We start from the raw sequence: 26862 nt of genomic DNA, 5'->3' as shown, positions 1-26862 counted from the left end.
TCTTAAGAAAATTCCATAAGGGGGGATGATATGAAGATGGATCGAAGTGACACCTTTCAGAGTAAGTGGTTTATTGGTATAACATGTCTTAAAGTGATCACGATGTATGCTTGGATACCGAAGGATATGTTTGATGTAACAATACCAAGTGTAGACCATTTTATCAGGACATTTAGTGATGCATGGACTAGGTTTTATGAGGGAAAAGAATTTCTTGAGACGTTTCCTTATCCATCAGGAATGCTATTTATATTAGCGCTTTTTTTCTGGCCAGTTGTACTGTTCGGATTGGATGGGCAGCATCTTCAAACGTTTTTTATACAGCTACCAACATTACTAGCAGATATACTTATTTATTATGTACTACTGCGAACGTTTCCGACAAAGCAAAAGCGGGTCATGTTTATCTATTATGGTTCCCCCCTTATTTTTATAGCGAGTTATCTATATCCACATCATGATTTATTACCGATAGCTGCTTTATTGCTATCGGTATTTTATTTACTACGCAAACAGCATGTCGTTGCTGCGGTTTTCTTTGCGGTTGGATTGTCGTTAAAAATGCCAGCAATTTTTGCTTTGCCATTACTTCTTATCTATTTTTTGAAAATGCATCGAACGATTGATGTAATGAGATTCAGTATAATCACACTTGGGACTTGGTTTCTTTTATCAAGCCCTTTTCTATTTTCAAAGGGGTATCAACTATCGGTTTTTTACTATGAAGATCAATTTAAAATGCTCGATATATATTTGGAAATTGACTATCTCAAGATTTATGTAGCACCGCTTGTTATTGCATTAATTTATATTCACTTTTTTCGATTCGATAAAATTAATGCTGATTTATTGTATACCTATTTAGGCATGCTTTATTTTGCATTTGTGCTATTTATTCCACCAATGCCTCATTGGTATGCCTGGTCCTTTGTGTTTGCGTCATTCTTTTTTATTAAGACGTATGAGAATAAACATAATATGTATCAATATTTACTATTAACTACCGCTTATTTAGGTTATTTTATCTTTTTTTATCCCAATACAAATCCAACATTACTTGCTATTTCTGAATTCTTTCATATCGATCAGAATGATAGCTTTGTACCTAATTTGATATTTACGTTATTTGAAGGGATTTTGCTATGTTTAATTTGGATTTTTTATAGGTATGGCATTATTAGTAATTCCTTATACAAAGTGCGGTTAAGGCCAACCGTAATTGGCATAGGCGGCGATAGTGGTGTTGGAAAAACAACACTAACAAAAGGGTTAATGAATTTATTTGGTGCCGAGAGGTTACTTATAGTTGAAGGAGACGGTGATCATAAATGGGAGCGAGGTCATGAGAAGTGGAAAGAGTATACCCATTTAAACCCGAAGGCCAATTTTCTGCATGAACAGGCGTCTACGTTAGAAAGGTTGAAGAATGGTAACTCGGCAAAACGCGTTGAATACGACCATCAAAAGGGGAGCTTTACAAATCCCCAGAAGATAGACCCGAATGATTTTATTGTCATGTGTGGACTACATCCACTTTTATTAGCCAGAACGAGAAAGGTATTAGATCTAAAAATTTATCTGGATACAGATGAACAATTGCGAAGACATTGGAAGATTATACGAGACTGTAACGAACGTGGTTACTCGATAGAGAAGCTAATGAAGCAAATTGACGCTAGGGTGGAAGATGCAAAGAAATATATCTATCCGCAAAAAGAATATGCCGATATTATTATCAAATATTATACAGATAAGCCATTTGCGATCGGGAACCCAGATGAGAATCCTGCAATTCAATTAACAATCACCTGTAATGCGGATGTTTTTCTCGAGCATGTATTGGAGGAAATGGATAATGCAAATATTTCATATACACATGATTATCACGCTAATTTAAAGCATCAGATGATAAAATTACATGCGCCAATTGATCGGCAAACAGTCCATGAATTAGCTAATCTCTGTATTGAAAATTTAAATGAAGTTACTCGAGGCCATATGATTGAGTGGCGGGATGGCTATGAGGCATTTATACAATTAATTATCCTCGTATTTATTAGTGAGAAAATGAAAGGTAGGTAATTGCAATGGATTTTAAAGCAATCCTATTGGACCTTGATGATACACTATATGATTATGAATATGCGCATCAGCAGGGGATGGATGCCGTATTTGCTTATATAGCCTCTCATACATCTAGGAGTTATGCGGAGCTGGAGCAAGTGTTTCAACTAGCAAAGAATTCTGTAAAGGCAGATCTAGGTGCTACTGCAGCTTCCCATAATCGAATGCTTTATTTTCAACGGATGTTTGAATATTTACACGTAAATGCGCAAGTACATACATTAGAAGCGTATCGGTTATATTGGGATACATTTTTACCAGCGATGCGGCTGAAAAAAGGTGTTCATGCTTTTCTAAATAAAACGAAAGAAATACCAATTTGTATCGTAACGGATTTGACGACTCATATTCAGCATCGGAAGCTAGTCTATCTCGGTATTCAAGAACGTATCAACTACATGGTGACGAGTGAAGAAGCAGGTGTAGAAAAACCACATCCGCATATTTTTCAGCTTGCGTTAAACAAATTGGGAATGGAAGCAGGAGAAGTCATTATGATTGGTGATCATTATGAAAAAGATGTCGTAGCAGCATCGACATTAGGAATAACATCTTTTTGGTTGAATCAAAAGGCTGCTCATAAAAACCCACTAGCTATAGGGAACTTTTTGCATGTATACGAAAAAATTTAACAGCACCTCGCCTGCTGTTATAAAACCAGTTTATGGAAGGGAGTGGATAGAAACATGGTTGAGGAGAAGAAGCTATTTGTTGGGCTTTCACGCTTCGCTGGGGAACGGTTCGATTTAATTCAAGCTGGAGGTGGCAATTCCTCTGTTAAGTTAGCGAATGGAAAGATGCTCATTAAAGCCTCGGGACAACTGCTGTCGGATGTAAATGAGACGGATGCCTTTGTAGAAGTTAGCCTTAATAAGATACAGGAAATCCTAGAAAATGAACAAGTCTTACATGAAACAGATAAAAAAAAGCGAGAGCAGCTTGCCGGGAATTTAATGAAAGAAACGGTATATTCGGTTGACCATAGACCATCTATCGAAACATTCCTACATGCTCTGCTTTATAAATATACGCTTCATACGCACCCAATCGTCGTAAATATGTTTACATGTAAACAAAATGGGAGAGACCAACTACAGTTGCTATTTCCTGAAGCTCTATTTATTCCATACGAAACACCCGGGATCGATCTCGCTATCAAATTAAACGAGAGGTGTGTGAACTATCTAGATCAATGGCAGCAATTACCTCAGATTATCTTTTTACAAAATCACGGATTAATTGTTAGCGCGGATGACGCAAATGAAGTGAAGCGATTAACCAATCATGTTGTTATGACCATTGAAAAGCTTCTAGGTGTTTATTTCGATCACTATCGACTTAGCAATGAACTTTCACAACTAATGTACACTGTTGACAGCTCCCCAATCACTGCTTATTTATCGGAGGATCCTTACTTGACACAGATGCTCCAGCATGTGCGAACATTATTTTACAAACCGCCTTTATGTCCAGATACATTTGTGTTTTGTGGTTACTACGCTGTAAATGTAACTAGTAAACAGGACGTAGCAGCATTAAAAGAGTATATGGATATGTATCAAACTCTACCGAAAGTAGTTATTTATAAAGGCTACTTATTTTTTGTGTCTGTAAATCGCAAAAAAGCAAAAGAAACGGAGGAAGTATTCAAAGCACATATTATGACACTTGCATCGTTATATGGTGAAGAACAACCATTAGATAATAACGAGTTACGGTACTTAAGCGATTGGGAAGCAGAGAAATTTAGACAGAGCGTATAAAGTAAACGTTTAACAGTAGAGGTTTTCCTGCGCGTTAATAAGGGATTAGGAGGATGAAAGTGAAAATTATTATACCTATGTCAGGACAAGGCAGTCGATTTGTTCGAGCAGGTTACCAGCAACCAAAGCCATTAATTGAAGTGGATGGCATGCCAATGATTGAGCATGTAGTGAATTTATTTCCCAAAGAAACGGGCTTTATATTTATTTGTAGAGAGGATCACCTGCAAGCCACAAATATGGAAAGTATACTTAGGCGGATTGCTCCAGAGGGAAAAATTATTAGTATATCACCACATAAGCAGGGACCAGTATATGCAGTTACAAGAGCTATGCAGGAAATAAACGATGAGGAAGAGGTCATTATTAATTATTGTGACTTCTCTTGCTACTGGAGCTATGATGATTTTCTAGCACGTACTCGAGAAAGAAATGCTGACGGTGCCATACCGGCGTATAGAGGTTTTCATCCCCATATGTTAGGAACAACCAATTATGCATTTATGCGTCATCAGCATAACTGGATGCTAGAAATAAAAGAAAAACAGCCGTTCACTTCGAATAGAATGGAGGAATTTGCTTCAAGCGGAACCTATTACTTTAAAAAAGGCTTTTTTGTAAAAAAATATTTTACAGAACTTATGGAAAAGAATATCCATGTGAACGGAGAATACTATGTCAGTCTCGTTTATAACCTATTACAAAGGGACGGATTGCATACATTCATTTACGAAATACAACATATGCTTCAATGGGGGACGCCAGAGGATATGGAAGCATACCAACGTTGGTCGAGCTATTTTCATAGGGTTATGGAAGGAAACAAAGCCGAGGAAATATATCCAATGACAACCATACTACCATTAGCTGGTGCGGGGAGTCGCTTTGCTAGAAATGGTTATTCGCTGCCGAAGCCTTTTATAGAGGTTTCTGGGAAACCGATGTTTATACAAGCAAACGCATATTTACCAAAGGCTAACAAACAATTTTTAATGTGCTTGGAAGAACATATGCAGCGCTATGATATAGAACAAGACCTAAGAATGTATGGGGAGTCGGGTGAAATTTTAGTGGTAGAAGAGCTAATGGAAGGGCAGGCGAAAACCTGTGCATTAGCCTTGGATAGAATAAATCTGGATGAATCCTTACTTATTTCAGCCTGTGACCACGGAGCCTTATGGAATGAGGCCGTATATCAACAATTAATGCATGATGATGATATTGATGCCATTATATGGACGTTTCGAAGACATCCTTCTAGTAAAGTAAATCCAGAAATGTATGGATGGGTGAAGGTGGACACACAGAATCGTGTAACAGAGGTATCCGTAAAGCAGCCAATCAGTGATCATCCTTATGATGATCATGCGATTGTTGGGACGTTTTATTTTAGAAAAGCGAGCTATTTTCAACAGGCTATCAACCGGTTATTTGCAAAAAATATACGAGTGAATGGTGAATTTTATATAGATAGCTGTTTCAATGAACTAATCGAGATGGGATTACATGTAAAAGTGCTTGAGGTGGATCATTATATTGGTTGGGGTACACCTACGGATTTAAAAACATTCCAATACTGGCAGAGCTTCTTCCATAAATGTGCTTGGCATCCCTACCGTTTACATTTGGATACATTTATAAATAAAGACAAAATATCTGAGTTGGATGCATTGTATCAATGGAAAAAGCCAGTTTCCCTTTAATGAATAGCCATGTTAGACAGATATTGCGTTTCATCGTAGTAGGAATGTCGGCTGTTGCTGTGGATTGCTTGCTATATTTTATCCTGATTCCAAATTTAGATCCCAATATTGCCAAACTGATTTCATATATTTGCGGAATGATCATTGCCTTTCTTCTCAATAAGTATTGGACGTTTGAAAAAAAACAACATGCTATCATCCAATTTTATAAGTTTACACTTCTGTATGTAAGTACACTTGGAGTTAATGTTGGTGTAAATTTCTTCATCCTGACGTATATAAGCTCGATAACGTTAGTTGGCTTTACGATTGCGACGGCAGCAAGTACAATTATAAATTTTACGGTTCAGAAATGGTGGGTGTTTAAAAAATGATCAAGTATTCCATTGTGATTCCTTGCTATAATGAGGCGAAAAATATCCCAGCTTTATTAGCTAGATGGGAGCAGGTAATGGAACGAAAGGATGTCGAAATTCTCTTAGTCAATAATGGTTCCAAGGATGAAAGCAGCGAAACGTTGCAGCAATGGGTTCCTCAATATTCATTTGCTCAACGCTTAGAAATTGAAGTGAATCGCGGATATGGATATGGTATTTTATACGGTTTAAGTCATGCCAGAGGTGAATTTTTAGGGTGGACCCATGCAGATTTACAAACAGATCCATTAGATGTTATCAAAGCGATGGAGGTAATAGACAATAGTCCCTCACCTCAACATATATTTGTGAAGGGAAATCGAAAAAATAGGCCGTTGTTCGATCAGCTGTTTACAGGCGGAATGAGCTTGTTTGAAAGCTTATATTTAAAGCAAAAGCTCCGTGATATAAATGCGCAGCCAAATGTATTCCATCGTAGCTTTTATTTAAGCTGGTCTAATCCGCCAGATGACTTTTCGCTGGATCTATATGCGTTCTATATGGCTAGGAAGGCCGATTTGGAAATTCATCGGTTTGCTGTCGTATTCCCAGACCGATTACATGGGGAATCAAGCTGGAATAATGGGTTAGCTGCCAAGGTAAAATTTATAAAACGTACCCTAGATTTTAGTACGACCTTAAAAAAGGAGTTAGCTAGATAATGGACTATATTGCTCATCGAATAAATACCGTTGCTCAATTAAATAAGCTACCTAAGCATTATGGGGTTGAGATTGATTTGCGAGATGCAGGAGGACGCATTATTTTGCAACATGATCCTTTTGAGGATGGAGAGGATTTGGAGGAGTTTCTGCAGCATTATCAACATGGTTGTATGATCTTAAATATTAAGAGTGAACGAATTGAGCATAAGGTTCAAACACTATTAAAAAACTATCATATTACGAACTACTTCTTTCTAGATTCTTCCTTTCCGATGATTTATGAACTGACACGTCATGGAGAACGGAATATTGCTATCCGATTTTCCGAGTTCGAAGGGATAGATACGATTCTTGCGATGCAGGGGCGAGTGAATTGGGTTTGGATAGATTGCTTTACCAGACTACCAATTGATAGGAAACGTTTTACGAAATTAAAGCAAGCAGGATTTAAATTATGCTTGGTGTCTCCTGAGTTGCAAGGCAGACCAGAGGATATTACTAATTATCAGGATGATTTACTAGCGAATGCTATACATGTGGATGCAATATGTACAAAACGTGAGTATGTCCATCTATGGGAAGCGTAATGGATCTAGGGGGAGTTTAGGGTGAATGATAATAGGACAAAGAAATATGGATCATTGATCTTCTGCCTTATAATTATTCTCATTAGTTTATTTTCCGTTTACTTTTATCAGGTTGCTTGGGGGTGGCCTGTAGTAGATAGCTTTCCACAAATTGAGAAGCTATTAAATAAGCAGTTTCTGCCAGCTGACTTTTATACAAATACATTTGAAGAATTTTCCCCTAGATTGTACGTTTCCTATTTTTATATTTTTGGAGCAAACGTGTTTCATGTAGATTATACAGTGTTCATTGCATTTGTAAATCTTTTACGGATCTTTCTGCTAAACATTGCAGTTTTCACTTTATTATATGTTCTTAGCAACAAGCAAACGTATATCGCTCTTATTGGAATGTTCTTAGGAGCCATTTCTTTTTATAGTATTCCGAGAACGATTGCCTGGTTTTTCAGTACACCTGTATTCAGTGCAGCGGAATTTTCCTTAGTGTTTATTCTGTTTGGCTTCGTTCTAATTTATCGAGCTAACATCTTTTCATCATGTATGTTATTTGCTATTGCTATGCTGCTTCACCCTGTATTAACATTACATGGATTAGCGATAGCTGGACTGCTTTTCGTTGCTACGTATAATTTCAGTGAAATCAAATCGATGATAAATCGTTGGTCCATTTTAGGTTTGCTTTCGATAATCGGAGCATTTTTCGTTAGCTATATACCATTAAAGCTGTCGGAAAAGGGAGTAGCACTCTTATCGAGTAAGGAATACACAACAATCATTGGTGATCTTAGACATCCCCATCATTATATTCCATCGAAGTTTGGTATCGAAAATTGGTTCATTGCTATCATGTACGCCGTTATCATCATCTATATGATCTATGTAATAAGAAAGAGGCTGCCAGCTTCTATTCTAAGGTTTCTCAAGCTGTATGGGCTTTATATTACGTTCATGATGGCTATTGGTTATCTTTTTGTTGAAGTGGTTCCTATCAAATCGATCGTAACCATAATTCCCTATCGCACGTTTGTATTTGTCCCCGTATTCTATTTATTTATCTTTGCCTATTACATGTATTACAAATTACGAAATAAAGATTATCTTTCATTCCTATTGCTGCATCTTCCGTTTATTCCTGTACTTACACAGGATATAAAGCTCTCTACATTAATGATGGGGGCTGTATTCGTTTATGCAGTATGGAGTGATTGGTTGTTCGCTAAAAAAGGATTGAAGCTTCATATTTATTTAGATCGCTATTTAATGAAACGAATAGGTTTACATTATTTCTATTTGATACTCGTACTATTGGCTTTTGCAGGTAGCTTTTTTGTGTTGGATCGAAAACTAGCTTTTAATATTCCTGATATTTCAGAACCACGGAATGAGCTTTATGCATGGGTGAAGGAAAATACCGCTCAGGATGCACAAATATTAGCAGATATTGATGTGGATCATTTAGTAAATCAAAAACTACGCTTAATTGCAAATCGAAGTGTACCGGTTAGCAAAGACTTTCCATTTAATGAAAAATATTATAAGGAATGGGCGGAACGGTTCATGGATATATATGATGGAAAGTATGATAATGTTGGTCATATCAATGAATTGACGCAAACAGAATTACGGTCTTTAATGAAAAAATACCAGGTTGATATCATTTTAAGAACCGAGAAGTTGGAAGGAACATCTTACTTTTCACTACAGAAAACGATCCCATTAAAGGGAAAAAATGTGTATATATATAAGGCAATGCAATAGAAGTTTAACATAATGTGGGTGCTTGCTAGAATCCAGCTGTCGAGCGAGGTGAAAGAATTGAAGAAGAAGTATTTGCTATTTTTAGGTCTTGTTGTCTTAGGTGCTGTTTTTTTGATAATGAAATTTACAGATGAACAAGGCGGTGGTGATAATGATTCTACGTCGCGTTATACTGTGGATTTGGAACGATGGGGGATCTATAATGATGGTACACATCCAAAGGAAACGACAGAAGGCTTAAACAAAGCGTTACTGTGGGCAAGTAGAAATGATTACAACACGTTTTATATACCGGCTGGAACGTATCTAATAGATAAGGGACAGGAGCCGTCTGATTCGAATGCTCGCCTAAATATGGTAAGCGATCTAACACTAGAACTAGCTGATGAAGCAATTCTAAAAAAGGAAACCAATTCATATGAGAGCTATGAAATTGTATATGTCGGTCCAGAGACGAAGAATGTATCCATTAAAGGTGGGACATTTCAAGGGGATCGCGACACACACGATTATACTGGAAAGGATACGTCTCATAGCCATGGCACCCATGAGTTTGGTATGGGAATATTAGCTCTTGGTACCGATAATTTAAAGATAGAAGATGTAAAGACGATTAATTTCACTGGAGATGGCATTATGGTTGGCGGGAGTTCGAAACAAATAAATAGATTAAAAGAAAGTGATTTTGAATTGGGTGCAATTGGTAAGAAGGGAGAATTGATAGCTGATTCTACGAAGATTCGAACCAAAGGAAATGTAAAGACAAATTTCCAGCATCCCGTTTTTGATGTAAACAGAGTTATTCAGCTCTCGCGCCCAAAAAATATGAATGCCAACACCCCTTATGATATCTTTTTTTATCGTTCAGATGGTACATTTATTCAAAAGGTAGAGAATCAGGAGCTTGATTGGAGTATGGTCAATGTGCCAGAGCAGGCAGCGTACTTTCATGCTGTGTTTGATACAGAAGAGATAGCTGGCGTAGAACTGGAGTATTGGAATAAGGATATATCCAATCACGTTGAAATAAAGCATAGTGAATCAGCAAATAATCGTAGGCAAGGAATAACCGTTGCTGGCGTCTCTAACATGGAGATCACGCAAAATAAGATACATAACATCAAGGGAATCGCCCCTCAATCAGGAATTGATATTGAAGCAGGTTTTTATCCTAATTACAATATCCTTATAAAAGAGAATCGGATATATAATAATGAAAGGTATAATATTATTCTTTATGATGGTCAAGATGTCACGGTTGATGAAAATTATCTTGGGCCGAATAAAGCGAATTCCTCCATTGGTCTCGCGATAGCTACATCGTTTCGGTCTGGTGCTGTTATTAAAAATAATACGTTTGATGCTAGTAAAATTGTGGCAGAAGGCGAAGCAGTCTTTCGCGGTAACCGTATGTCGGACTCGTTAGCAACGATTTTCGGTCCAGATACACTACTTACAGATATGGAATTCACAAATTCACAATTAAGTATTCAAAGTAAAGAGCCATATGGCGTAGAAGTTTCAAATATTACCTTAGCAAATGATAGAAAACAAATCAATTCGCTACAAATCAAGGATCAACCCATAAAATTAAGTGATGTAACGATCACAGGTGAAACGGTCGAACGTAATATAGTCGGTGAAGCAGCTGATGGTAGTATCTTTAATCGCTTGAAAGTTATTGACTATAACGCAACGTATGGACTTGATTTACCTAGAGGAACATATAATGGCTGTGAATTTGCATCATCAGAGCTAGGAAAGGGAAGGATTGATCTGAATAGTTCAGGTAACTATGAATTTAACGATTGTGTATTTAAGCAAATTGGCGATTTACATGTAGATAATACTGGTGCAGAAGCTGTTATTCAATCATCACAATTTGAGTCAGCAACAAAGATCCCCATTATCCGTATTAATAAAGCGAAGGAGGTAGCCATCTTAGATAATGTGATATATACAGAGATTGATTCCACTTCAATCAAAGAATGGATATACATTAATGAAAATACAGCACCACATGTTAAGCAAGAAGGTAATACGATAAAGTATCTAGGAAATTAGCTTGGCTTCATCGCTTTTAGCATTGACAATAGCAGAGAGCCATGGTAAATTAGCACTATATTCTTTATAAAGAACGAAATTGCGAAGAAATTCGCGCTTTTTTATCCATTTAATGTTCTTTATAATGAACGAATGATGATGAAAGGGGGGAACTTCATGAAAAAAGAATGGGAAAAGCCTGTATTAGATCAGCTTAGTGTAAGCCTTACCAAGGGCAAAGGCCATGGTGGCAAATGGTGGGATGATAGTGATGATTCAGGAGACGATAATCTTGGTAGCTAAAGAAAACATCGTTTTGTTAGCGGCTGAACACTTCTTGAATAAGAATTAAAACAGCCATATCACATTACTTACATTAGGGCTTGTCTCATCCAGTAGTTGTAAAAGTAGAGAGCTAAATTTGAGACAGCCCGAACAAATTTAACTTTAATCCGTAGGGGTTTTGTTTATCCCCACGGATGGTTAGTACCACAAGGGTATGACCTAAAGGCCCTGAAACGAATCGGACATTTATTGCTTGAAGTGGTGTCTTACTGCCAGTTATATGCGGGATAAAGAGGGGGAATGAGAGGCGTGGATTATCGGGCATTCGGATTAACGATATCTAGTGATATCGCGTTACCAGAGCTACTGCCTATGTCTTTTGAAAATGAGGGACAAGGACGTGACGTGATCATAACGAGAGCGGATTTAACGGAACAATGGGCAAGGCTATTTCAAGAGGATGAATTTTTTATAATTAAAGAGAATTTTTGTATGTTTAAGGTTGATGGGGTGGCTATCTATGCAATCCAAGGAGGAACTAACATAACTGTTTCGCCATGTGATGGTGCACAGGAAGATCAAGTTCGTTTATTTATCCTAGGTACAAGTATGGGAATACTATTAATGCAGCGGAAAACGCTTCCTTTACACGGGAGTGCGATAGCTGTTGATGGAGCTGCCATTGCCATTGTAGGTTCCTCAGGAGCTGGAAAGTCTACGCTAGCATCTGAATTTTTACAAAGAGGATATCATTTAGTAAGTGATGACCTTATTCCAGTAACCTTCCAGAAGAGTGGCATTCCATATATTAAGCCAGCGTATCCCCAACAAAAATTATGGTTAGAAAGTTTACATCATTTTGGAATGGAGGAAACGAAGTATCGTCCACTTATCGATAGAGCATCAAAATTTGCTATTCCGGTCTTGAACCAATTTGTCTCCGAATGGTTACCTTTGATTGGTGTATATGAATTAGTAAAAAGTGATAAGCAGGATATTCAGGTAAAGCCAATTCACAATCTTGAACGGTTGCAAACGCTGTATAAACATACGTTTCGCAAGTCATTACTGAAAAAATCAGGGTTATTGGAATGGCATTTTCATACGATAGCTAAAATGGTAAATAAACTAGATATCTATCAATTACAACGCCCAACATCCTATTTTACGGCGGAACAGCTTGCAGACGTTATCGAATCAGAATGGATAGCAAGGAGGAATACAAATGATCAAGCAGCAAAAGCTTACCATCCATCAATTAGTTAGCCAAGATACCAATGCAATTGTAAGTGACATGGATGGTGAAAAAGTCATGCTATGTATGGAAAATAGCTCGTATTATAATTTGGGAACAGTGGGAGGGGATATTTGGGAACATATCGAAAAGCCAATATCCATCAAGGCTTTAATCTCATTACTAACTAGTCAATATGATGTAGAGGAGCACGCTTGTGAGGAACAGGTTCTGACTTTTTTGAGGCATTTATTAAACGAGGGATTAATTCAAGTTAATCCGGAATCGCTATCATAGAATATGCTTCAATGTAGCGATGCAAGCAGATAAGAGCCTAATCTTTATTTCCTTTTTAAATGACGTTGGAAAGGAATTAGACATGTATGATGCATAACGTAAAATTATTTATTTTATTGAATTCTGAAGCAAAAATACGTTTATTAGAAGCTTTCTTTTATTTAGGATGGGGAAGGATTCTTAAAGCATTACCCTTCGCAATGGTTTCTCCTTTGTTAGGCAATCAATCGGAAGAAACATCAAGTCAGATCACAGAAACGAATATCCACGTGTTGAAGCACATCTCAGAATCTATTGAAATAATGAGTCGATACACACCATGGGATAGTCAGTGTCTAGTAAAAGCGATTGCTGGACAAAAAATGCTACGTCGACGCCATATGGAAAGCACATTGTATTTAGGAACGGCAAAAGATGCGAATGATGAATTGATCGCTCATTCCTGGCTACGTAGTGGTTCTTATTATGTTACAGGTAAAGCAGGAATGAGAAAATTCACGGTGGTAGCAACATTCGCGATGCGCACAAATTCAGGTAAGTCCGTTGGTGATTATCATGGATAAGTATTTAAACCTTTCTCGCCTACCTAATGAAGTAAAGCTACTTCTTGACCTTATAAATGAAAACAATGAACAAGCTATTTTTGCAGCTATTGATTGGGATAAATGTATAGATCTTATGAAGCATCATCGTATTTATCCATTACTTTATTCGAGGCTTAAAGTGAACAAAGCAATATCGTTACCTTCTGATGTCATACAGTTTTTAAGTAAGGAATATAGACGCAATACAATGGAAATGCTTCATCTTTCAGCAGAAATCGATGAGGTAAGTAATGTTTTTGCCAAACAAGCTATTCCGCTTATTGTTTTAAAAGGGCCAGTGCTTGCACACGAGTTATACGGGGATATTTCTCTACGGACTTCAAGTGATATTGATGTACTTATCCCGCTCGATCGTTTGAAGACAGCAGAGGCATTACTTAAACGCTTTGGATATGAAAAAGATGATTATATCCAAACTATTTTAAATGATTGGAAATGGAGACATCATCATGTTACATATATTCATCCACAAAAACAAATTAAATTGGAATTACATTGGCGATTACATCCAGGCCCTGCCAAAGAACCGTCTTTCACTCAATTATGGGATAGAAGGAGGAAAAGCTCGCTTCATAAGTCACCTGTTTACTTACTTGGATACGAGGACTTGTTTTTGTTTCTTGTTTCACATGGAGCACGTCATGGCTGGTCAAGGTTACGATGGATTATAGATATACAGCAAATGCTGAAATTGCAGAAAATGGACTGGATGAGCTTAAATAAGCATTTAAAAAAGTACGGTTATCATCACATAGGCGGGCAGAGTATTACGTTAGCCCGTGATCTAGTAAACACGACACTTCCCAAGGAATGGAAAACGCTTTGTACAGAACGCTCCCGAGCGTTAGCGCAAGATGCATTATTTTATCTGGAAAGAAAGGTGAATCTCCATGCTTCCCCAGTTCCTGAAGAGGTTTCTCGCTATCATAAATGGCATTTGTTTTCACTCATGGCACCGAAGCAAAAGCTAGTTTTTATATTAAGCTTTTTATATCCGTATCCAGAGGATGGAGAAACATTACCACTGCCGAAAAAACTACATGTTTTATATTTCCCGCTACGCCCTTTTTTATGGCTTTGGAGAAAGACAGTGAGGTATGCAATTAGGGGGAGCACGAGATGAAAGATATTTATTACTTCCTAAGACAAATTCATGAATTTGCTGGGAAAACACTTTACGTAAATTTGCTTGCTATGATATGCATGAGTTTTTTGGAGGGAGCAGGCATATTACTACTCGTCCCAATGATAAGCTTGATGGGGATTGTTGACATAAATACAGAAGAGCTAGCAATAATACAACAGTTTGATTTCTTATCTACCATTCCGAGCTCAATGGGGTTGCCTATTATATTAGGCATTTTTATTTTGCTAGCAATCGTACAGAACCTTCTCCAACGGCGCGTTGCCATTAAAAATGCTATCGTACAGCAGGGCTTCCTAAGGCATTTACGTATACAAACATACAGTCGTTTAATGCAGGCGAATTGGGGCTTTTATCTAAAGCATCGAAAGTCTGACCTGATTAATCTATTAAAGAAAGAAATTTCTCGTACCAGTTCAGGAATAAATTCGATTCTTATGTTTTGTACGTCACTTGTGTTTACGCTCGTGCAAATTGGTTTTGCCTTTATATTATCACCAACTCTTACCATAATGGTATTAATCTGTGGGTTGCTACTCATTTACTTTAATCGAAAGTTCTTAAAGCAATCCCTACAATTAGGTCGTAAAAACTATGAGTTAGGAAGAGATTATCTTGCAGGAATTACGGATCATATAAATGGAATCAAGGATATTAAAAGCAACACACTGGAAGGATCTCGAATAAGGTGGTATCAATCTATAACAGAGCGTATGCAAGCAGAACAAGTTCATTTTACAACATTAAAAATGACATCACAGCTTTACTATAAAATAGCTTCTGCTGTTTTAATCGCTTTTTTTATATTTGTGGCCATTCAGCTTTTACAGGCCGAAGGCAGCCAGCTCATGTTAATTATTATCATCTTTTCCAGACTATGGCCGAGGGTTGTAGATATTCAAGCCTCCATGGAACGAATTGCCACGACTATTCCATCCTTTCAAGCGGTAAAGCATTTGCAACATGAATGTAATCAAGCGATAGAATTTACGTCTCGATCTCATGAAGAAATAAAGCCAATAACTGTAAATGAGGGTATCAAATGCAAAAATGTCTATTTTCGCTATGAAAGTAACAAAGCTGGTTATACGCTACGTAACATATCTCTATTTATTCCAGCAAATAAAATGACCGCATTTGTAGGGAAATCTGGGGCAGGTAAAAGCACGTTAATAGATATTTTAATGGGTTTAAATAAACCAGAAAAGGGCGAGGTCTTTGTAGATGGGATTCCACTTACAAAGGAAAATTTGATCGAGCTAAGGCAAACAGTAAGTTATGTTGCCCAAGATCCATTCTTATTTAATACAAGCATAAGAGAAAATCTGTTGTTAATTAAGCCAGGAGCTACAGAACAGGAACTATGGGAAGCATTAGATTTTGCATCTGCTGCTAAGTTTGTGAGGAATTTAGTGAATGGACTAGATACGGTTATTGGCGATAGGGGTATGAAGCTATCTGGTGGTGAAAAGCAACGGCTAGTATTGGCACGTGCGATCTTAAGAAGTCCAGGAATTCTTGTGTTGGATGAGGCAACTAGTGCGCTGGATAGCGAAAATGAAGGAGAGATTTTATCATCGTTAAACAAATTGAAGGGTAGGATGACACTGATAGTAATTGCCCATCGGTTGTCTACGGTTCATCACGCTGATCAAGTCATTGTGTTAGATAAAGGGGCGGTCAAGCAAATGGGGACTTTTAGACAGTTAGAATCGGACGATCAAGGTATCCTATGTCAGTTATTACAGAAACAGACACAAGCCATTCGCTAATCCATTTATTACGGTTTGAAGTAGAAGGAAAATACATGAAGTACCTTATATACAGTGAAACTTCCATCCGGCTTTTTGTGAAACAAATACGTACAAAGGCTTAAATCGCCACGTCCTGTGGCAACACCTTTGTGACCTACTTCCATGTAGGTCCGAACCAATTGGACTTTTACTGGCAGTAGATCCTCCATTTATCCATATTTTGTTTGCTTGAAGAGGGTTCTTACTTCCGGTTATATGCAGGTTAAAGGAGATTTCCTGAATGATTACTATAGGGAGAAAAAAGATAGCCATGCTCATATTGTGTAGTTTACTTGGATTCGTTACCTATACAATATGGGATAATCATCGATTTGTTGTTGTGGAGCAAGAAATTAAGGTTAATGGTATTCAAGATTCCTTTAAAGATTTTACGATCCTACAAATAACAGATTTACATGAACAACTATTTGGGGAAAATCAACAGCAATTAATCCAAGCTATTAATGGTATTGACTATGATGTGCTTGTTTTTACAGGTGATATGCTCGATAGCATTAGAAGCAAAAATGATTCGGCGTTTTATACGATTATTGATGGGTTGGATAATAAGGAAAATATCCTCTATGTTCCAGGTAATACTGATCCGCTTAGCTATCAGGTTGATTCAACAGTAGAAACAAGTGAATTTATAAACGGATTGAAAAAAAGAAATGTTACGTTCTTAGAATCACTTTATACCATTGATAAAGGGGAATCAGCCATCCATTTTGTTAATTTTGAACTATCTATTATCAAAAATGAACGTGCTCTGGGTAATGTACAAGGGGTAGTTCAGCCTCCATATGCTCAAAATCCTGCTTATTTAAGTTATCAACAGCAGCTGATTAAAGATCTAAAAGTGTTAGAAGATATGGATACATCAGATCTGCTTATTGCCGTAAATCATTATCCTATTGTCGACAAGCGAATAGAAACGATTAAGGCAAGCCCTGATTTAATATGGAGGAAGTATGATCTAATTATTGCTGGACATTATCACGGTGGACAAATCAGGTTACCTATTCTAGGACCTATCTTTGTTCCTGAACCCTGGTATGAACCAAATCGATTTTTTCCTCCTGCTGATCGAATTAAGGGGTTGTGGGAGTATCAAGGAACGAAGCAATATGTGAGTGCCGGCTTAGGGAGTAGCGATGCCGTATCTTTTTTAAATTTTCGTTTGTTCAACTCTCCAGAAATAAATGTATTAAAACTGACTACCAAGCAATAATGAAGCACACTGTTTTGCTATTTCGATAGAATAGTAAAAAATTGTATGCTATTATACATTTTCTTTACAGTTCTGTTATAGCTCTTTCTGAGACTATTATCCTATGTTAGTTTAAAAGAGGATAAAAATGTAGATAGAGAGAAATGCAAGAAGGAGCAACTGTAAGTGTTTACAAAAGGAAATAAAGCTTCATCAAGCTTATACATAAAATTAGGTGTTTTCCTACTAATAGCCACATTCTTTACTGTTTCAACCGTCTATGCAGCAGACGATCTAAAAACGGTTTACCATGTGTATATAGACGGTGAGCACATTGGTAAGGTTGATAATGAGCAAGCGATTCAACAAATGATAGATAAGAAGATAGCTACAGTGGAGCATAATGATGGCAATTTGACGTTACGTCCCAAACAAGATATTTCGCTTATCTCCGAAAAGGTCTTTAATCCAACATTTGATAATGAAAAGGTGTTAGCTGCTGTGCAGGAAAATATAACGATAGAGGCAGAAGCTATCGAGCTAAAAATTGGCGATAAAAGCGTAGGCTTTTTTAAAGATTATGAGACAGCGGAGCAAGTCATAGCAAGCTATAAAGCAGAATATGTCGAGAAACAAGAATGGCAGACATTAGAGGAAAAAATGGCGGTAAATCCAGATAATCAACGCCGAACAAAAATTACCGCGGATGATTTAGAAGTTGGCGATCGTATTGTAACAAGTATTGAGCTTTCAAACCATGTTACATATACAGATGGTGTTATTGATCCGGAGAAGCTATTAACAGTAGAGCAAGGTCTTACTATGATGAAAAAAGGAACATTGGAAGAACAGGTGCATAAGGTGGATGAAGGAGAAGTGCTAGGTGAGATTGCTAGCAAATATAATTTATCTATGGAAGAATTGCTTGAGTTAAACAAGTCGTTAGCTGAGGATAGCGTGCTCCATGTTAATCAAGCGATTCATGTGACTGCTTATCGTCCGTTTGCCGAGGTTGTTGTAAAGGAAGCACATGTAGCAGAAGAAAACGTAAAGCATGAAACGAAAGTGATTAAATCGGATGAGCTTTACAAGGGAGAAGAGAAAGTAAAGCAGCAAGGTAAACATGGTAAAAAAGAAGTCTTGTATGCTATGGAGAAACGTAATGGTGAAGAAATAAATCAAACAGTCATTGATGAAAAAATCATAAAAAAACCACAAAAAGAGATCATTATCAAAGGTACGAAAGTAATCCCTTCTCGTGGAACAGGCAAATTGACATGGCCAGCTGTTGGCGGTCATATATCCAGTCCGATGGGAAAACGCTGGGGAAGCGTTCATAAAGGTATTGATATCGCTGGGCCGAGCAGTCGCACCATTAAAGCAGCTGATAATGGAACCATTGTATCAGCAGGCTACGATAATGGAGGGTATGGTAATAAAATTGTTATCAATCATAACAACGGGATGAAAACCATTTATGCCCACCTAGCCTCGATGGATGTAGAAGCTGGTGAAACCGTAGAAAAAGGTAGTAAAATTGGTGTAATGGGGACGACAGGTAGATCAACTGGTATTCATTTACATTTTGAGTTGTATAAAGATGGGGTACGTAAGGATCCTACCGATTATTTAAAGTAATTATAAAGGACTGATTCAGGAGCTGCTCTTGAATCAGTCTTTTTTATGATATAGAATTAAGATAATAATGAACTCCAAAGAGAATAAATGTAAAAAAATTTAAAATTCCTCTCTCATCTACGTTAAAAACCTCTCATTGCTTTCGAACATATATAAGGTTATAGTAAAAGCAACTTACCTGATAATGAACCCGTATACTAGAAAAGACTTTTGAACAAAAGTAAGATAAAATAAACTTAGGATTGTGAAAGAGAAGGATGTGGCAGATATGAGTCAAAAAATACTTGTAGTAGATGATGAACAGCCAATTGCAGATATAGTAAAATTTAATTTAGAAAAAGAGGGCTATGAAGTTATTGTAGCGAATGATGGTGACGAAGCGATTGAGGCTGCAGAAGCTGAAAAGCCTGACTTAGTCCTCTTGGATATTATGCTACCAAATAAAGATGGCAATGAAGTATGTAGAGAGATTAGAAAAACGCAAACAATGCCGATTATTATGCTGACAGCAAAGGATTCAGAGATAGACAAGGTGCTAGGGCTAGAGCTAGGTGCTGATGATTATGTAACGAAGCCATTTAGTAATCGCGAACTGATTGCTCGTGTGAAGGCAAATCTACGTAGACAGCAGGTAGTTCCAGACGATACTGTGAAGGCAACAAAGGATATTGTAATTGGATCGCTAGTCATCCATCCAGATGCGTATGTTGTTTCCCGTGATGGTGTACAAATAGAACTCACCCATCGCGAATTTGAATTACTTCATTACCTTGCTCGTCATATGGGACAAGTTATGACGCGGGAACATTTATTGGAGACCGTATGGGGTTATGACTACTTTGGTGATGTTCGTACCGTTGACGTTACGGTGAGAAGACTACGTGAGAAAATAGAGGAGAATCCTAGTAATCCAATGTGGATAGTAACCCGAAGAGGTGTAGGGTATTATTTACGAAATCCTGATCAGGAGTAGTTATTCATGAGAAAAGTCGGCTTTTTCCGTTCTATTCAATTAAAATTTATTATTATTTATATTCTTTTATTGCTGGTAGCTATTCAGGTTATCGGCTCATTTTTTACAGTGAAATTAGAGGAGAGCTTAGTAGAGAGCTTTAAAGGATCTATTATGGATCGAGTGGAGCTGTTAAGTCATAATTTAGCTCAGGCTTTTGCACGTGAGCGTGATGAGGACAATCCTGATGAACCAACATTAAATGAGGAAATTCAAAGTATTGTTTCAGAGGTTCAAGCAGATGATATTACAAGTCTACAGGTGATTAGTAATCAAAGTAGAGTGATTGCTACAAGTGACTATACAACACAGGATGATATTGGAAAGAAGACAACCAATAGTTATGTGCAAGGTGCACTTACAAGTAATGCCCCTCAACCTGATATACGAGCAAAGGCAAATGATCGGTTTTATATCCTAGCACAGCCTATTTTAGATAAAGATGATAGTGATATTGTTGTCGGTGTTATTTATTTAGAGGCGTCTTTAGAATCCGTCTATGATCAATTAAGCAATATTAGTAAAATATTCCTTCGTGGCTCGATATTAGCAATTACGGTTTCTGCCTTCATAGGGATATTAGTGGCTCGTACCATTACGAAACCGATTATTGAAATGCGTAGGCAGGCGCAAAACATGGCAACAGGTGACTTTACACAGAAAGTAAATGTATATGGAAGAGATGAAATTGGTCATCTTTCAGAGACATTTAATGATTTAAATAACCGGTTAAAGCATTCGTATGCAACCATTGAGGAGGAGCGTAGAAAGCTTAGCTCGGTTTTGTCAAATATGTCAGATGGTGTAATTGCTACGGACAATTCTGGTTCCGTTACGCTTATGAATGAAGCTGCAGGAAGATTAATTGGGTATAACCCTGATGATATGATCGGAGAATATTTATTGGATGTACTGCAGCTGGACGAAAAAATGGTCGATGTTACAGAATTACAGGATAGTGGCTCGATGATTATTGATTTTAGTGATGAGGAACAAGCGTTTATTGTGCGCGCTAATTTTTCCACAGTGTTTGATGATGAAGATGAAGTAACTGGCTTTATAACAGTGATTAGTGATGTTACGGAGCAAGAAAAGATTGATCAGGAACGTAGAGAATTTGTTTCCAATGTATCACATGAGCTACGCACACCTTTAACGACGATGAAAAGTTATATCGAGGCGTTAACGGACGGTGCTTGGCAGGATAAAGAAATAGCCCCTAAGTTCCTAAGTGTGGCACAAAATGAAACGGAACGAATGATTCGTATGGTTAATGATTTATTACAGCTTTCAAAAATGGATGCAGAGGAGTATCCATTGCAGAAGGAACGAACAGATTTTATTAGCTATTACCACCATATTATTGATCGATTTGAAATGCATATTCCGAAGCATATTGCATTACAACGAGAAATTCCAAACGGAAGCTATCATGTATGGATTGATAAGGATAAGATGACACAGGTATTGGATAATATTATTTCAAATGCGATTAAATATTCTCCTGAAGGTGGTACGATTAAGCTAAAAGCTGAACAAAAACGTCATTATTTATTGATTAGCATCCATGACCAGGGACTAGGTATTGCTTATGATAAACTAGATAAAATATTCGAACGCTTTTACCGTGCAGATAAAGCGAGGACGAGGAAGCTTGGTGGTACAGGACTCGGCTTAGCAATTGCGAAAGAGCTTGTGGAGGCGCATCATGGACAAATTTGGGCAAAGAGCAAAGAAGGTAAAGGGACAACGATCTTCTTTACACTGCCGCTTATGAATCAGAAGCGGAGGGGTGCATCGTGAAGCTAGAAACATTTAAATCATTTGCATTAGTCCTGTTGATAGGCGTAAGCTTATTACTAACATTTGGACTTTGGAGCTACCAGAAAGAGTATAGTCCGTTAGATAAGAATCCTGCGGTAGGAGGAATAGATATTGGTGGGTCAGCTGTGAAAACAAACAGCTTGATTGCACCTCAATCTGTTATTTTTCACGCGACTAATCAGCATCTTGGCTATAAAGATCCCAAGGAAAACCAACGGTTTTTTGAAGAAATGCAATCGTGGATTTTAACGGATTTTTCTATCTATAATGCGAAGCAGAAGTTATCCGATTATGATATAGAATTGATTTTCCCAGAGGAGCTGCCGATTGAATTGGCCAACAGACTCTTCTCGTTTACAGATTCAGAAAGTATGGAAAAGCTACCAACCTGGTCTTTTCAGCGTATGTATATGACATTGAATGCTGATGCATCTACGATAACATTACAAATTCCGGCGTTAAATGGTAGTAAAACAGCACAGGCAGTGATCACGGACTCAGTAATTTATGAGAATCTCAGGCAATTAATTGCTTCACGGGAAGGGTTAACCGAGTTCTTACAAGTTGGTGAAGGACAGCAAGCTTTTTATATTCCAAGTAAACCAACAAATCAGTATAAATATCTGTTTACCATTCAAAAAATATCACCAAATTTATTAGTAGAGACATTATTTAAAAATCCGGATACGGTCAGTAGATCGAATACAGAGCTTAGTTCAGCTAATTATTCAAATGGGATTAGTGAGTTAAGAGTGGAGCAAAACGGTAGAAGAATGGATTACTACAATCCGATTCCTAAGGTGCTATCGAATTTTGGGTTTATGAATTTATTGGAGAAAAGTGTAGATGAAATCAATGAACATAATGGCTGGACAGGCGATTACAAATTGATGAGCGCGGATCTAGCAACAAATAGTATCACCTATCAAATGCATTATAATGGCTATCCTGTTTACAACCAGTTTGGCCTATCATTAATGGAAATGCAGTTCCGTGAACAGGAAATTTTTAGCTATAAACGCTCATTACTGCGCATAAGAAATGAATTGGAAAAAGAGCAATGGGATATCCCCTCTGGTGAAGCGGTTATTTCTCATTTGGAAGATCGCCTTGGTGAGGGTATAAAAAACCTTCAAGGTATTCAATTAGGCTATCAATATAATTATAAGGAAAATGATCCAAACGATTACGTTGAATTGGAGCCGAGCTGGTTTATGAAGTTAAATGGATCTTGGCAGAGAATTAATTTTGAGGAACGACTAAATCCTCAAAAGAAGGAGGATTAGGCATGCAGTGGAATCAAATCAAAACATTATTTATTCTTTGCTTCTTAATCCTCGATGTTTATTTGCTATATCAATTTATCGATAAGCAAGATCGAGCGAATCCCGAGCAATTTAATTATCAGGAGCAGACGCTCGAAGATAAGCTCGCCGCAGAAAGCATTAAAATTAGTGATAAAGAGGTGGATATTACAGAGGATTCGGTTATTAAGGTATCACCCAAAAAGCTGACAGATACTGAAATGGAGAGAATAGCTGGATTAAGTAATCAGGACCCACAAATTATTAATAATTATACGGTTGTTTCAAGGTTCAAAGAGCCTGTTTCGATTCCCAAGCAAGCAAGTGTAACGAGTATTAGTCAGCTTGTCAAAAGCTATGTTGCTTTTTCCGATGAATTTAGCTATTGGGGTTGGAATAAAGACACGAATGTATTAATCTTTTTCCAAAATAAAAATAACCGACCTATCTACTACAATCAATATGGTTTATTACTTGTGTATTTAAATGATGCAAATGAAATGATGTATTACACACAGACGTTACTCGGTGAAGCAGAGCCACAAGGGGAAAAGTTGACCTTAATTAAGGTTAATACGATGTTTAATGAATTATATAAGGAAAACAAATTATATTCGAATGATGAAATTGTTAATATAGAGAATGGTTATTATACGAGAATCAAACGAGATACAGGAGCTCATGTGTTTGCACCAACCTATCTAGTCAGTATTAAGGACGCAGAGGATAACATTAGAAATTATTTCTTTAATGCAGTTGAAAGTTATATTTATCCTAGTGATGACACGAGCTTTATTACTTCAACAATAACCGACAGCCTACCGTTGTATAAACAAATAAACGATGAGGTCGAGTGGAAGACAGGCTTTATTGACTACTTAAATCAATTAGTAGATGATAATAAAAATCGGAGTGAACAGGAATGACCCTACGTTTTAGTGTACTAGCATCCGGAAGTACAGGTAACGCTTTTTTTATAGAAACAGAAAAGGAAAAATTGCTAGTAGATGCAGGATTAAGCGGAAAACAGATGGATCGATTGTTTCAGGAGATTAATATCGACCCAGCAGAATTATCAGCCATATTAGTAACACATGAGCATAGTGACCATATAAAAGGACTTGGCATTATAGCTCGTAAATATAATCTACCAATCTATGCGAATCAAAACACTTGGAAAGCGATGGAAGGATCGATAGGAAAAATCGCAACGGAACAGAAGTTTCTTTTTGGGATGGAAGAGGTGAAGACGTTTGGTGACTTAGATGTAGAGTCATTTGGCGTTTCACACGATGCTGCTGAACCGATGTTTTATACTTTTCATCATCATGGAAAGAAAGTTGCGCTTGTGACGGATTTGGGATATGTATCAGAACGAATAAAAAAGACGGTCGAAAATGCGGACGCCTACATTTTTGAAGCAAACCATGACGTAGGTATGCTGCGAATGGGAAGGTATCCCTGGAATGTAAAACGGCGTATTTTAGGCGATTCAGGACATATTTCTAATGAGGATTGTGGACTCGCCTTAGCTGATATTATAGGAAATAATACACAACGTATTTACTTAGCTCATTTGAGCCTTGACAATAATATGCGAGATCTTGCTCGTATGTCGGTAGATAGTGTATTACGAGAAAGAGGAATATCCTTAAATTTATTGGATACAGATCATAAAAGTCCAACACCACTTTATGAGGTTGTTTAACATTTTGTTTATTTTTTTAATCATTATGGGAATAACTAAGTGTGAAATGTTTTAAACTGTTGATCGTAAGGGGGTAGGTAAATGGGTTATTATGATGAGCACTATCCACCAAATCCATATCGAAAGAGAAAGAAAAATTGGCTTGTACCTGTATTATTAGGCGTAATTATCGGAGTACTGCTAGTGACAATAGCATTACCCGCATTAGTTGATTCGGGAATTATCTCCATAACGGAAGAAAGTCAGCTGCATACAGAATCTGGTAGTACAGATTCCAATGTACCAACGCAAACGCTGAATGTTGATGTATCTACACAGATAACCGATGTGGTGAATCAAGTCACCCCGGCAGTTGTTGGTGTAATTAATATTCAACGGAAAAATGATTTTTGGCAGCAACAGGAAAGTGATAATCAAGCTGGAGAAGGCTCTGGTGTCATTTATAAAAATGAGGATGGCACAGCTTATGTGGTGACAAATCATCATGTCGTTGAGGGTGCGGATACCATAGAAGTTGTATTATTTGATGAAACACATATTGAGGCAGAGTTAATCGGCAGTGATTTGTTTTCAGACTTAGCCGTGTTACGAATGGATGGAGAACAGGTAGATAAGGTTATTGAATTAGGCTCATCTGGTAGTGTGAAGGTAGGAGAGCCAGCCATTGCCATTGGAAATCCACTAGGACTCATGTTTTCTAGTTCTGTAACTCAAGGTGTAATTAGTGGAACGGAGCGAACAATACCACAGGATTTCAACCAAGATGGACGCGCAGATTGGCAAGCTGAAGTTATTCAGACAGACGCTGCGATTAATCCTGGTAATAGTGGTGGTGCATTAATTAACATTAAGGGTCAGTTAATTGGTATTAATTCCATGAAGATTAATGAAACAGCCGTGGAAGGATTAGGATTTGCCATTCCGATTGATTCGGCAATGCCGATTATTACTGAGCTAGAAAGTAAAGGAGAAGTAACGAGACCTTATTTAGGTGTTGAAATCTACTCATTAGATGAGGTGCCGCAATCTGAATGGAATAATACGCTTAATCTGCCGAATGAGATCGAAGGCGGTGTGTATGTGTGGAGTGTAGAACCATTATCACCAGCTGATCAGGCAGGATTGAAGCGATTAGATGTAATAACTGAATTAGATGGTAAACAGGTTATGAACATGATTGATTTACGTAAAATTTTATATCAAGAAAAAGAGGTTGGCGATGACGTTTCCGTCGTTTATTACCGTGATGGGAAGCGCAAAGAAACAACGATTAAATTGGGTACCCAAAAATAAGTGGTCAAAGCCAAAGGGCTGTGGATAATGAAAGAATCCGTTAAATGCTCTCCTTGAAGATGGCACAAGAACTGGAAAAAAAGCTTGCATAGCAGGTTCTATGTGAAATTATACAGAGGATAGTGTTTGTACAGCGCTGTGGAAACATACTTCCGTAAATAGAACAAAGCATGTAGAATTAAACAAAGCCGCACGGATTTCGAAGGCTATTAACATTTTGATGAACAGTTTGGCTTCACCTAGCCCTATAGGCTGTCGAGAACTTCTCGACAGCTTTTTTGGTAAGTTAAGAAAGTATAAAATCAGTGCAATGACTGCGTTAAGCCAATTAGTTATTTTGAAATGTTTGATGTATATTGGCAATGCTCCGACTAATTACTTCGCTTTCCGTGGGCACGGCCTCAACTAACTTTGCAAAGAAGAACACGTTGCAAAGTGGATTTTCGGCTCGCGCTA

The 26862-nt window shown here is 37.4% G+C and carries 23 protein-coding genes; all 23 read left to right on the top strand.

Annotated features, from left to right (window positions below):
• Positions 1–30: 30 nt before the first annotated feature.
• Positions 31–2082 (top strand): hypothetical protein, encoded by a 2052-nt coding sequence (locus RVS70_RS10925; protein ID WP_205389359.1) that lies wholly within the window; start codon positions 31–33, stop codon positions 2080–2082.
• A 5-nt stretch (positions 2083–2087) separates the two neighbouring features.
• Positions 2088–2756, top strand: a complete 669-nt coding sequence (locus tag RVS70_RS10920; protein WP_121604211.1) for an HAD family hydrolase — start codon at positions 2088–2090, stop codon at positions 2754–2756.
• Positions 2757–2810: 54 nt separating this feature from the next.
• Positions 2811–3887 carry a class II aldolase/adducin family protein gene (locus tag RVS70_RS10915; RefSeq protein WP_205389358.1) on the top strand — a complete coding sequence of 359 codons (1077 nt, stop codon included), beginning with the start codon at positions 2811–2813 and terminating at the stop codon, positions 3885–3887.
• Positions 3888–3946: 59 nt separating this feature from the next.
• Positions 3947–5590: an NTP transferase domain-containing protein gene (locus tag RVS70_RS10910; protein WP_205389357.1), complete on the top strand. Its 1644-nt coding sequence runs from the start codon at positions 3947–3949 to the stop codon at positions 5588–5590.
• A complete protein-coding gene (locus tag RVS70_RS10905; protein ID WP_121604209.1) occupies positions 5566–5964 on the top strand; it encodes a GtrA family protein in 399 nt (132 codons plus the stop codon). Before RVS70_RS10910 ends, RVS70_RS10905 begins: the two co-directional genes overlap by 25 nt.
• A complete protein-coding gene (locus RVS70_RS10900; protein ID WP_034678712.1) occupies positions 5961–6668 on the top strand; it encodes a glycosyltransferase family 2 protein in 708 nt (235 codons plus the stop codon). Before RVS70_RS10905 ends, RVS70_RS10900 begins: the two co-directional genes overlap by 4 nt.
• Positions 6668–7258, top strand: a complete 591-nt coding sequence (locus RVS70_RS10895; RefSeq protein ID WP_026680480.1) for a hypothetical protein — start codon at positions 6668–6670, stop codon at positions 7256–7258. Before RVS70_RS10900 ends, RVS70_RS10895 begins: the two co-directional genes overlap by 1 nt.
• Positions 7259–7279: 21 nt before the next feature.
• Positions 7280–9016: a DUF6798 domain-containing protein gene (locus RVS70_RS10890; RefSeq protein WP_205389355.1), complete on the top strand. Its 1737-nt coding sequence runs from the start codon at positions 7280–7282 to the stop codon at positions 9014–9016.
• A 57-nt stretch (positions 9017–9073) separates the two neighbouring features.
• Positions 9074–11080 carry a right-handed parallel beta-helix repeat-containing protein gene (locus RVS70_RS10885; protein ID WP_321133272.1) on the top strand — a complete coding sequence of 669 codons (2007 nt, stop codon included), beginning with the start codon at positions 9074–9076 and terminating at the stop codon, positions 11078–11080.
• 156 nt (positions 11081–11236) lie between these two features.
• Entirely contained in the window at positions 11237–11362 is a 126-nt protein-coding gene (locus RVS70_RS10880) for a paeninodin family lasso peptide (RefSeq protein WP_161629264.1), read from the top strand.
• Between the two features lie 282 nt (positions 11363–11644).
• A complete protein-coding gene (locus tag RVS70_RS10875; protein WP_205389353.1) occupies positions 11645–12610 on the top strand; it encodes an HPr kinase/phosphorylase in 966 nt (321 codons plus the stop codon).
• Positions 12570–12875: a lasso peptide biosynthesis PqqD family chaperone gene (locus RVS70_RS10870; protein WP_121604203.1), complete on the top strand. Its 306-nt coding sequence runs from the start codon at positions 12570–12572 to the stop codon at positions 12873–12875. The genes RVS70_RS10875 and RVS70_RS10870 overlap by 41 nt, the downstream gene beginning before the upstream one ends.
• A gap of 86 nt (positions 12876–12961) precedes the next feature.
• Complete coding sequence (locus RVS70_RS10865) at positions 12962–13438, top strand: lasso peptide biosynthesis B2 protein (RefSeq protein WP_226983591.1); 477 nt, start codon at positions 12962–12964, stop codon at positions 13436–13438.
• Entirely contained in the window at positions 13431–14603 is a 1173-nt protein-coding gene (locus RVS70_RS10860) for a nucleotidyltransferase family protein (RefSeq protein ID WP_226983590.1), read from the top strand. The genes RVS70_RS10865 and RVS70_RS10860 overlap by 8 nt, the downstream gene beginning before the upstream one ends.
• Entirely contained in the window at positions 14600–16396 is a 1797-nt protein-coding gene (locus RVS70_RS10855) for an ABC transporter ATP-binding protein (RefSeq protein WP_121604202.1), read from the top strand. Before RVS70_RS10860 ends, RVS70_RS10855 begins: the two co-directional genes overlap by 4 nt.
• A 262-nt stretch (positions 16397–16658) precedes the next feature.
• The gene (locus tag RVS70_RS10850) at positions 16659–17648 is read left to right on the top strand and encodes a metallophosphoesterase (RefSeq protein WP_121604201.1); all 990 of its coding nucleotides are present in this window, start codon (positions 16659–16661) and stop codon (positions 17646–17648) included.
• A 165-nt stretch (positions 17649–17813) separates the two neighbouring features.
• A complete protein-coding gene (locus tag RVS70_RS10845) occupies positions 17814–19265 on the top strand; it encodes a M23 family metallopeptidase (protein WP_121604200.1) in 1452 nt (483 codons plus the stop codon).
• 268 nt (positions 19266–19533) lie between these two features.
• Positions 19534–20238 (top strand): response regulator YycF, encoded by a 705-nt coding sequence (gene yycF / locus RVS70_RS10840; protein WP_026680489.1) that lies wholly within the window; start codon positions 19534–19536, stop codon positions 20236–20238.
• A 6-nt stretch (positions 20239–20244) separates the two neighbouring features.
• On the top strand, positions 20245–22080 hold the full coding sequence (gene walK / locus RVS70_RS10835; protein WP_121604199.1) for a cell wall metabolism sensor histidine kinase WalK: 1836 nt from the start codon (positions 20245–20247) through the stop codon (positions 22078–22080).
• Positions 22077–23387: a YycH family regulatory protein gene (locus RVS70_RS10830; RefSeq protein WP_321133269.1), complete on the top strand. Its 1311-nt coding sequence runs from the start codon at positions 22077–22079 to the stop codon at positions 23385–23387. Before walK ends, RVS70_RS10830 begins: the two co-directional genes overlap by 4 nt.
• 2 nt (positions 23388–23389) lie before the next feature.
• Positions 23390–24331, top strand: a complete 942-nt coding sequence (locus RVS70_RS10825; RefSeq protein ID WP_121604197.1) for a two-component system regulatory protein YycI — start codon at positions 23390–23392, stop codon at positions 24329–24331.
• A complete protein-coding gene (locus RVS70_RS10820; RefSeq protein WP_121604196.1) occupies positions 24328–25113 on the top strand; it encodes an MBL fold metallo-hydrolase in 786 nt (261 codons plus the stop codon). Before RVS70_RS10825 ends, RVS70_RS10820 begins: the two co-directional genes overlap by 4 nt.
• Positions 25114–25194: 81 nt before the next feature.
• A complete protein-coding gene (locus RVS70_RS10815; protein WP_121604195.1) occupies positions 25195–26406 on the top strand; it encodes a S1C family serine protease in 1212 nt (403 codons plus the stop codon).
• The last annotated feature ends 456 nt before the right edge of the window (positions 26407–26862 follow it).

It is taken from the genome of Virgibacillus sp. M23, assembly GCF_034190895.1.
Lineage (GTDB): Bacteria > Bacillota > Bacilli > Bacillales > Amphibacillaceae > Virgibacillus > Virgibacillus salarius.
The sequence above is the reverse complement of the archived record's forward strand: the minus strand, read 5'-3'. Positions and strand labels throughout refer to the sequence as shown.

Excerpts from the sequence above, each read along its gene's own strand:
- RVS70_RS10820 (WP_121604196.1), top strand. The coding sequence starts at position 24,328 with ATGACCCTACGTTTTAGTGTACTAGCATCCGGAAGTACAGGTAACGCT.
- RVS70_RS10865 (WP_226983591.1), top strand. The coding sequence starts at position 12,962 with ATGATGCATAACGTAAAATTATTTATTTTATTGAATTCTGAAGCAAAA.
- RVS70_RS10880 (WP_161629264.1), top strand. The coding sequence starts at position 11,237 with ATGAAAAAAGAATGGGAAAAGCCTGTATTAGATCAGCTTAGTGTAAGC.
- RVS70_RS10815 (WP_121604195.1), top strand. The coding sequence starts at position 25,195 with ATGGGTTATTATGATGAGCACTATCCACCAAATCCATATCGAAAGAGA.
- RVS70_RS10860 (WP_226983590.1), top strand. The coding sequence starts at position 13,431 with ATGGATAAGTATTTAAACCTTTCTCGCCTACCTAATGAAGTAAAGCTA.
- RVS70_RS10850 (WP_121604201.1), top strand. The coding sequence starts at position 16,659 with ATGATTACTATAGGGAGAAAAAAGATAGCCATGCTCATATTGTGTAGT.
- RVS70_RS10870 (WP_121604203.1), top strand. The coding sequence starts at position 12,570 with ATGATCAAGCAGCAAAAGCTTACCATCCATCAATTAGTTAGCCAAGAT.
- RVS70_RS10825 (WP_121604197.1), top strand. The coding sequence starts at position 23,390 with ATGCAGTGGAATCAAATCAAAACATTATTTATTCTTTGCTTCTTAATC.
- RVS70_RS10920 (WP_121604211.1), top strand. The coding sequence starts at position 2,088 with ATGGATTTTAAAGCAATCCTATTGGACCTTGATGATACACTATATGAT.
- yycF (WP_026680489.1), top strand. The coding sequence starts at position 19,534 with ATGAGTCAAAAAATACTTGTAGTAGATGATGAACAGCCAATTGCAGAT.
- RVS70_RS10915 (WP_205389358.1), top strand. The coding sequence starts at position 2,811 with ATGGTTGAGGAGAAGAAGCTATTTGTTGGGCTTTCACGCTTCGCTGGG.
- RVS70_RS10855 (WP_121604202.1), top strand. The coding sequence starts at position 14,600 with ATGAAAGATATTTATTACTTCCTAAGACAAATTCATGAATTTGCTGGG.
- RVS70_RS10900 (WP_034678712.1), top strand. The coding sequence starts at position 5,961 with ATGATCAAGTATTCCATTGTGATTCCTTGCTATAATGAGGCGAAAAAT.
- walK (WP_121604199.1), top strand. The coding sequence starts at position 20,245 with ATGAGAAAAGTCGGCTTTTTCCGTTCTATTCAATTAAAATTTATTATT.
- RVS70_RS10875 (WP_205389353.1), top strand. The coding sequence starts at position 11,645 with ATGAGAGGCGTGGATTATCGGGCATTCGGATTAACGATATCTAGTGAT.
- RVS70_RS10905 (WP_121604209.1), top strand. The coding sequence starts at position 5,566 with ATGGAAAAAGCCAGTTTCCCTTTAATGAATAGCCATGTTAGACAGATA.
- RVS70_RS10895 (WP_026680480.1), top strand. The coding sequence starts at position 6,668 with ATGGACTATATTGCTCATCGAATAAATACCGTTGCTCAATTAAATAAG.
- RVS70_RS10925 (WP_205389359.1), top strand. The coding sequence starts at position 31 with ATGAAGATGGATCGAAGTGACACCTTTCAGAGTAAGTGGTTTATTGGT.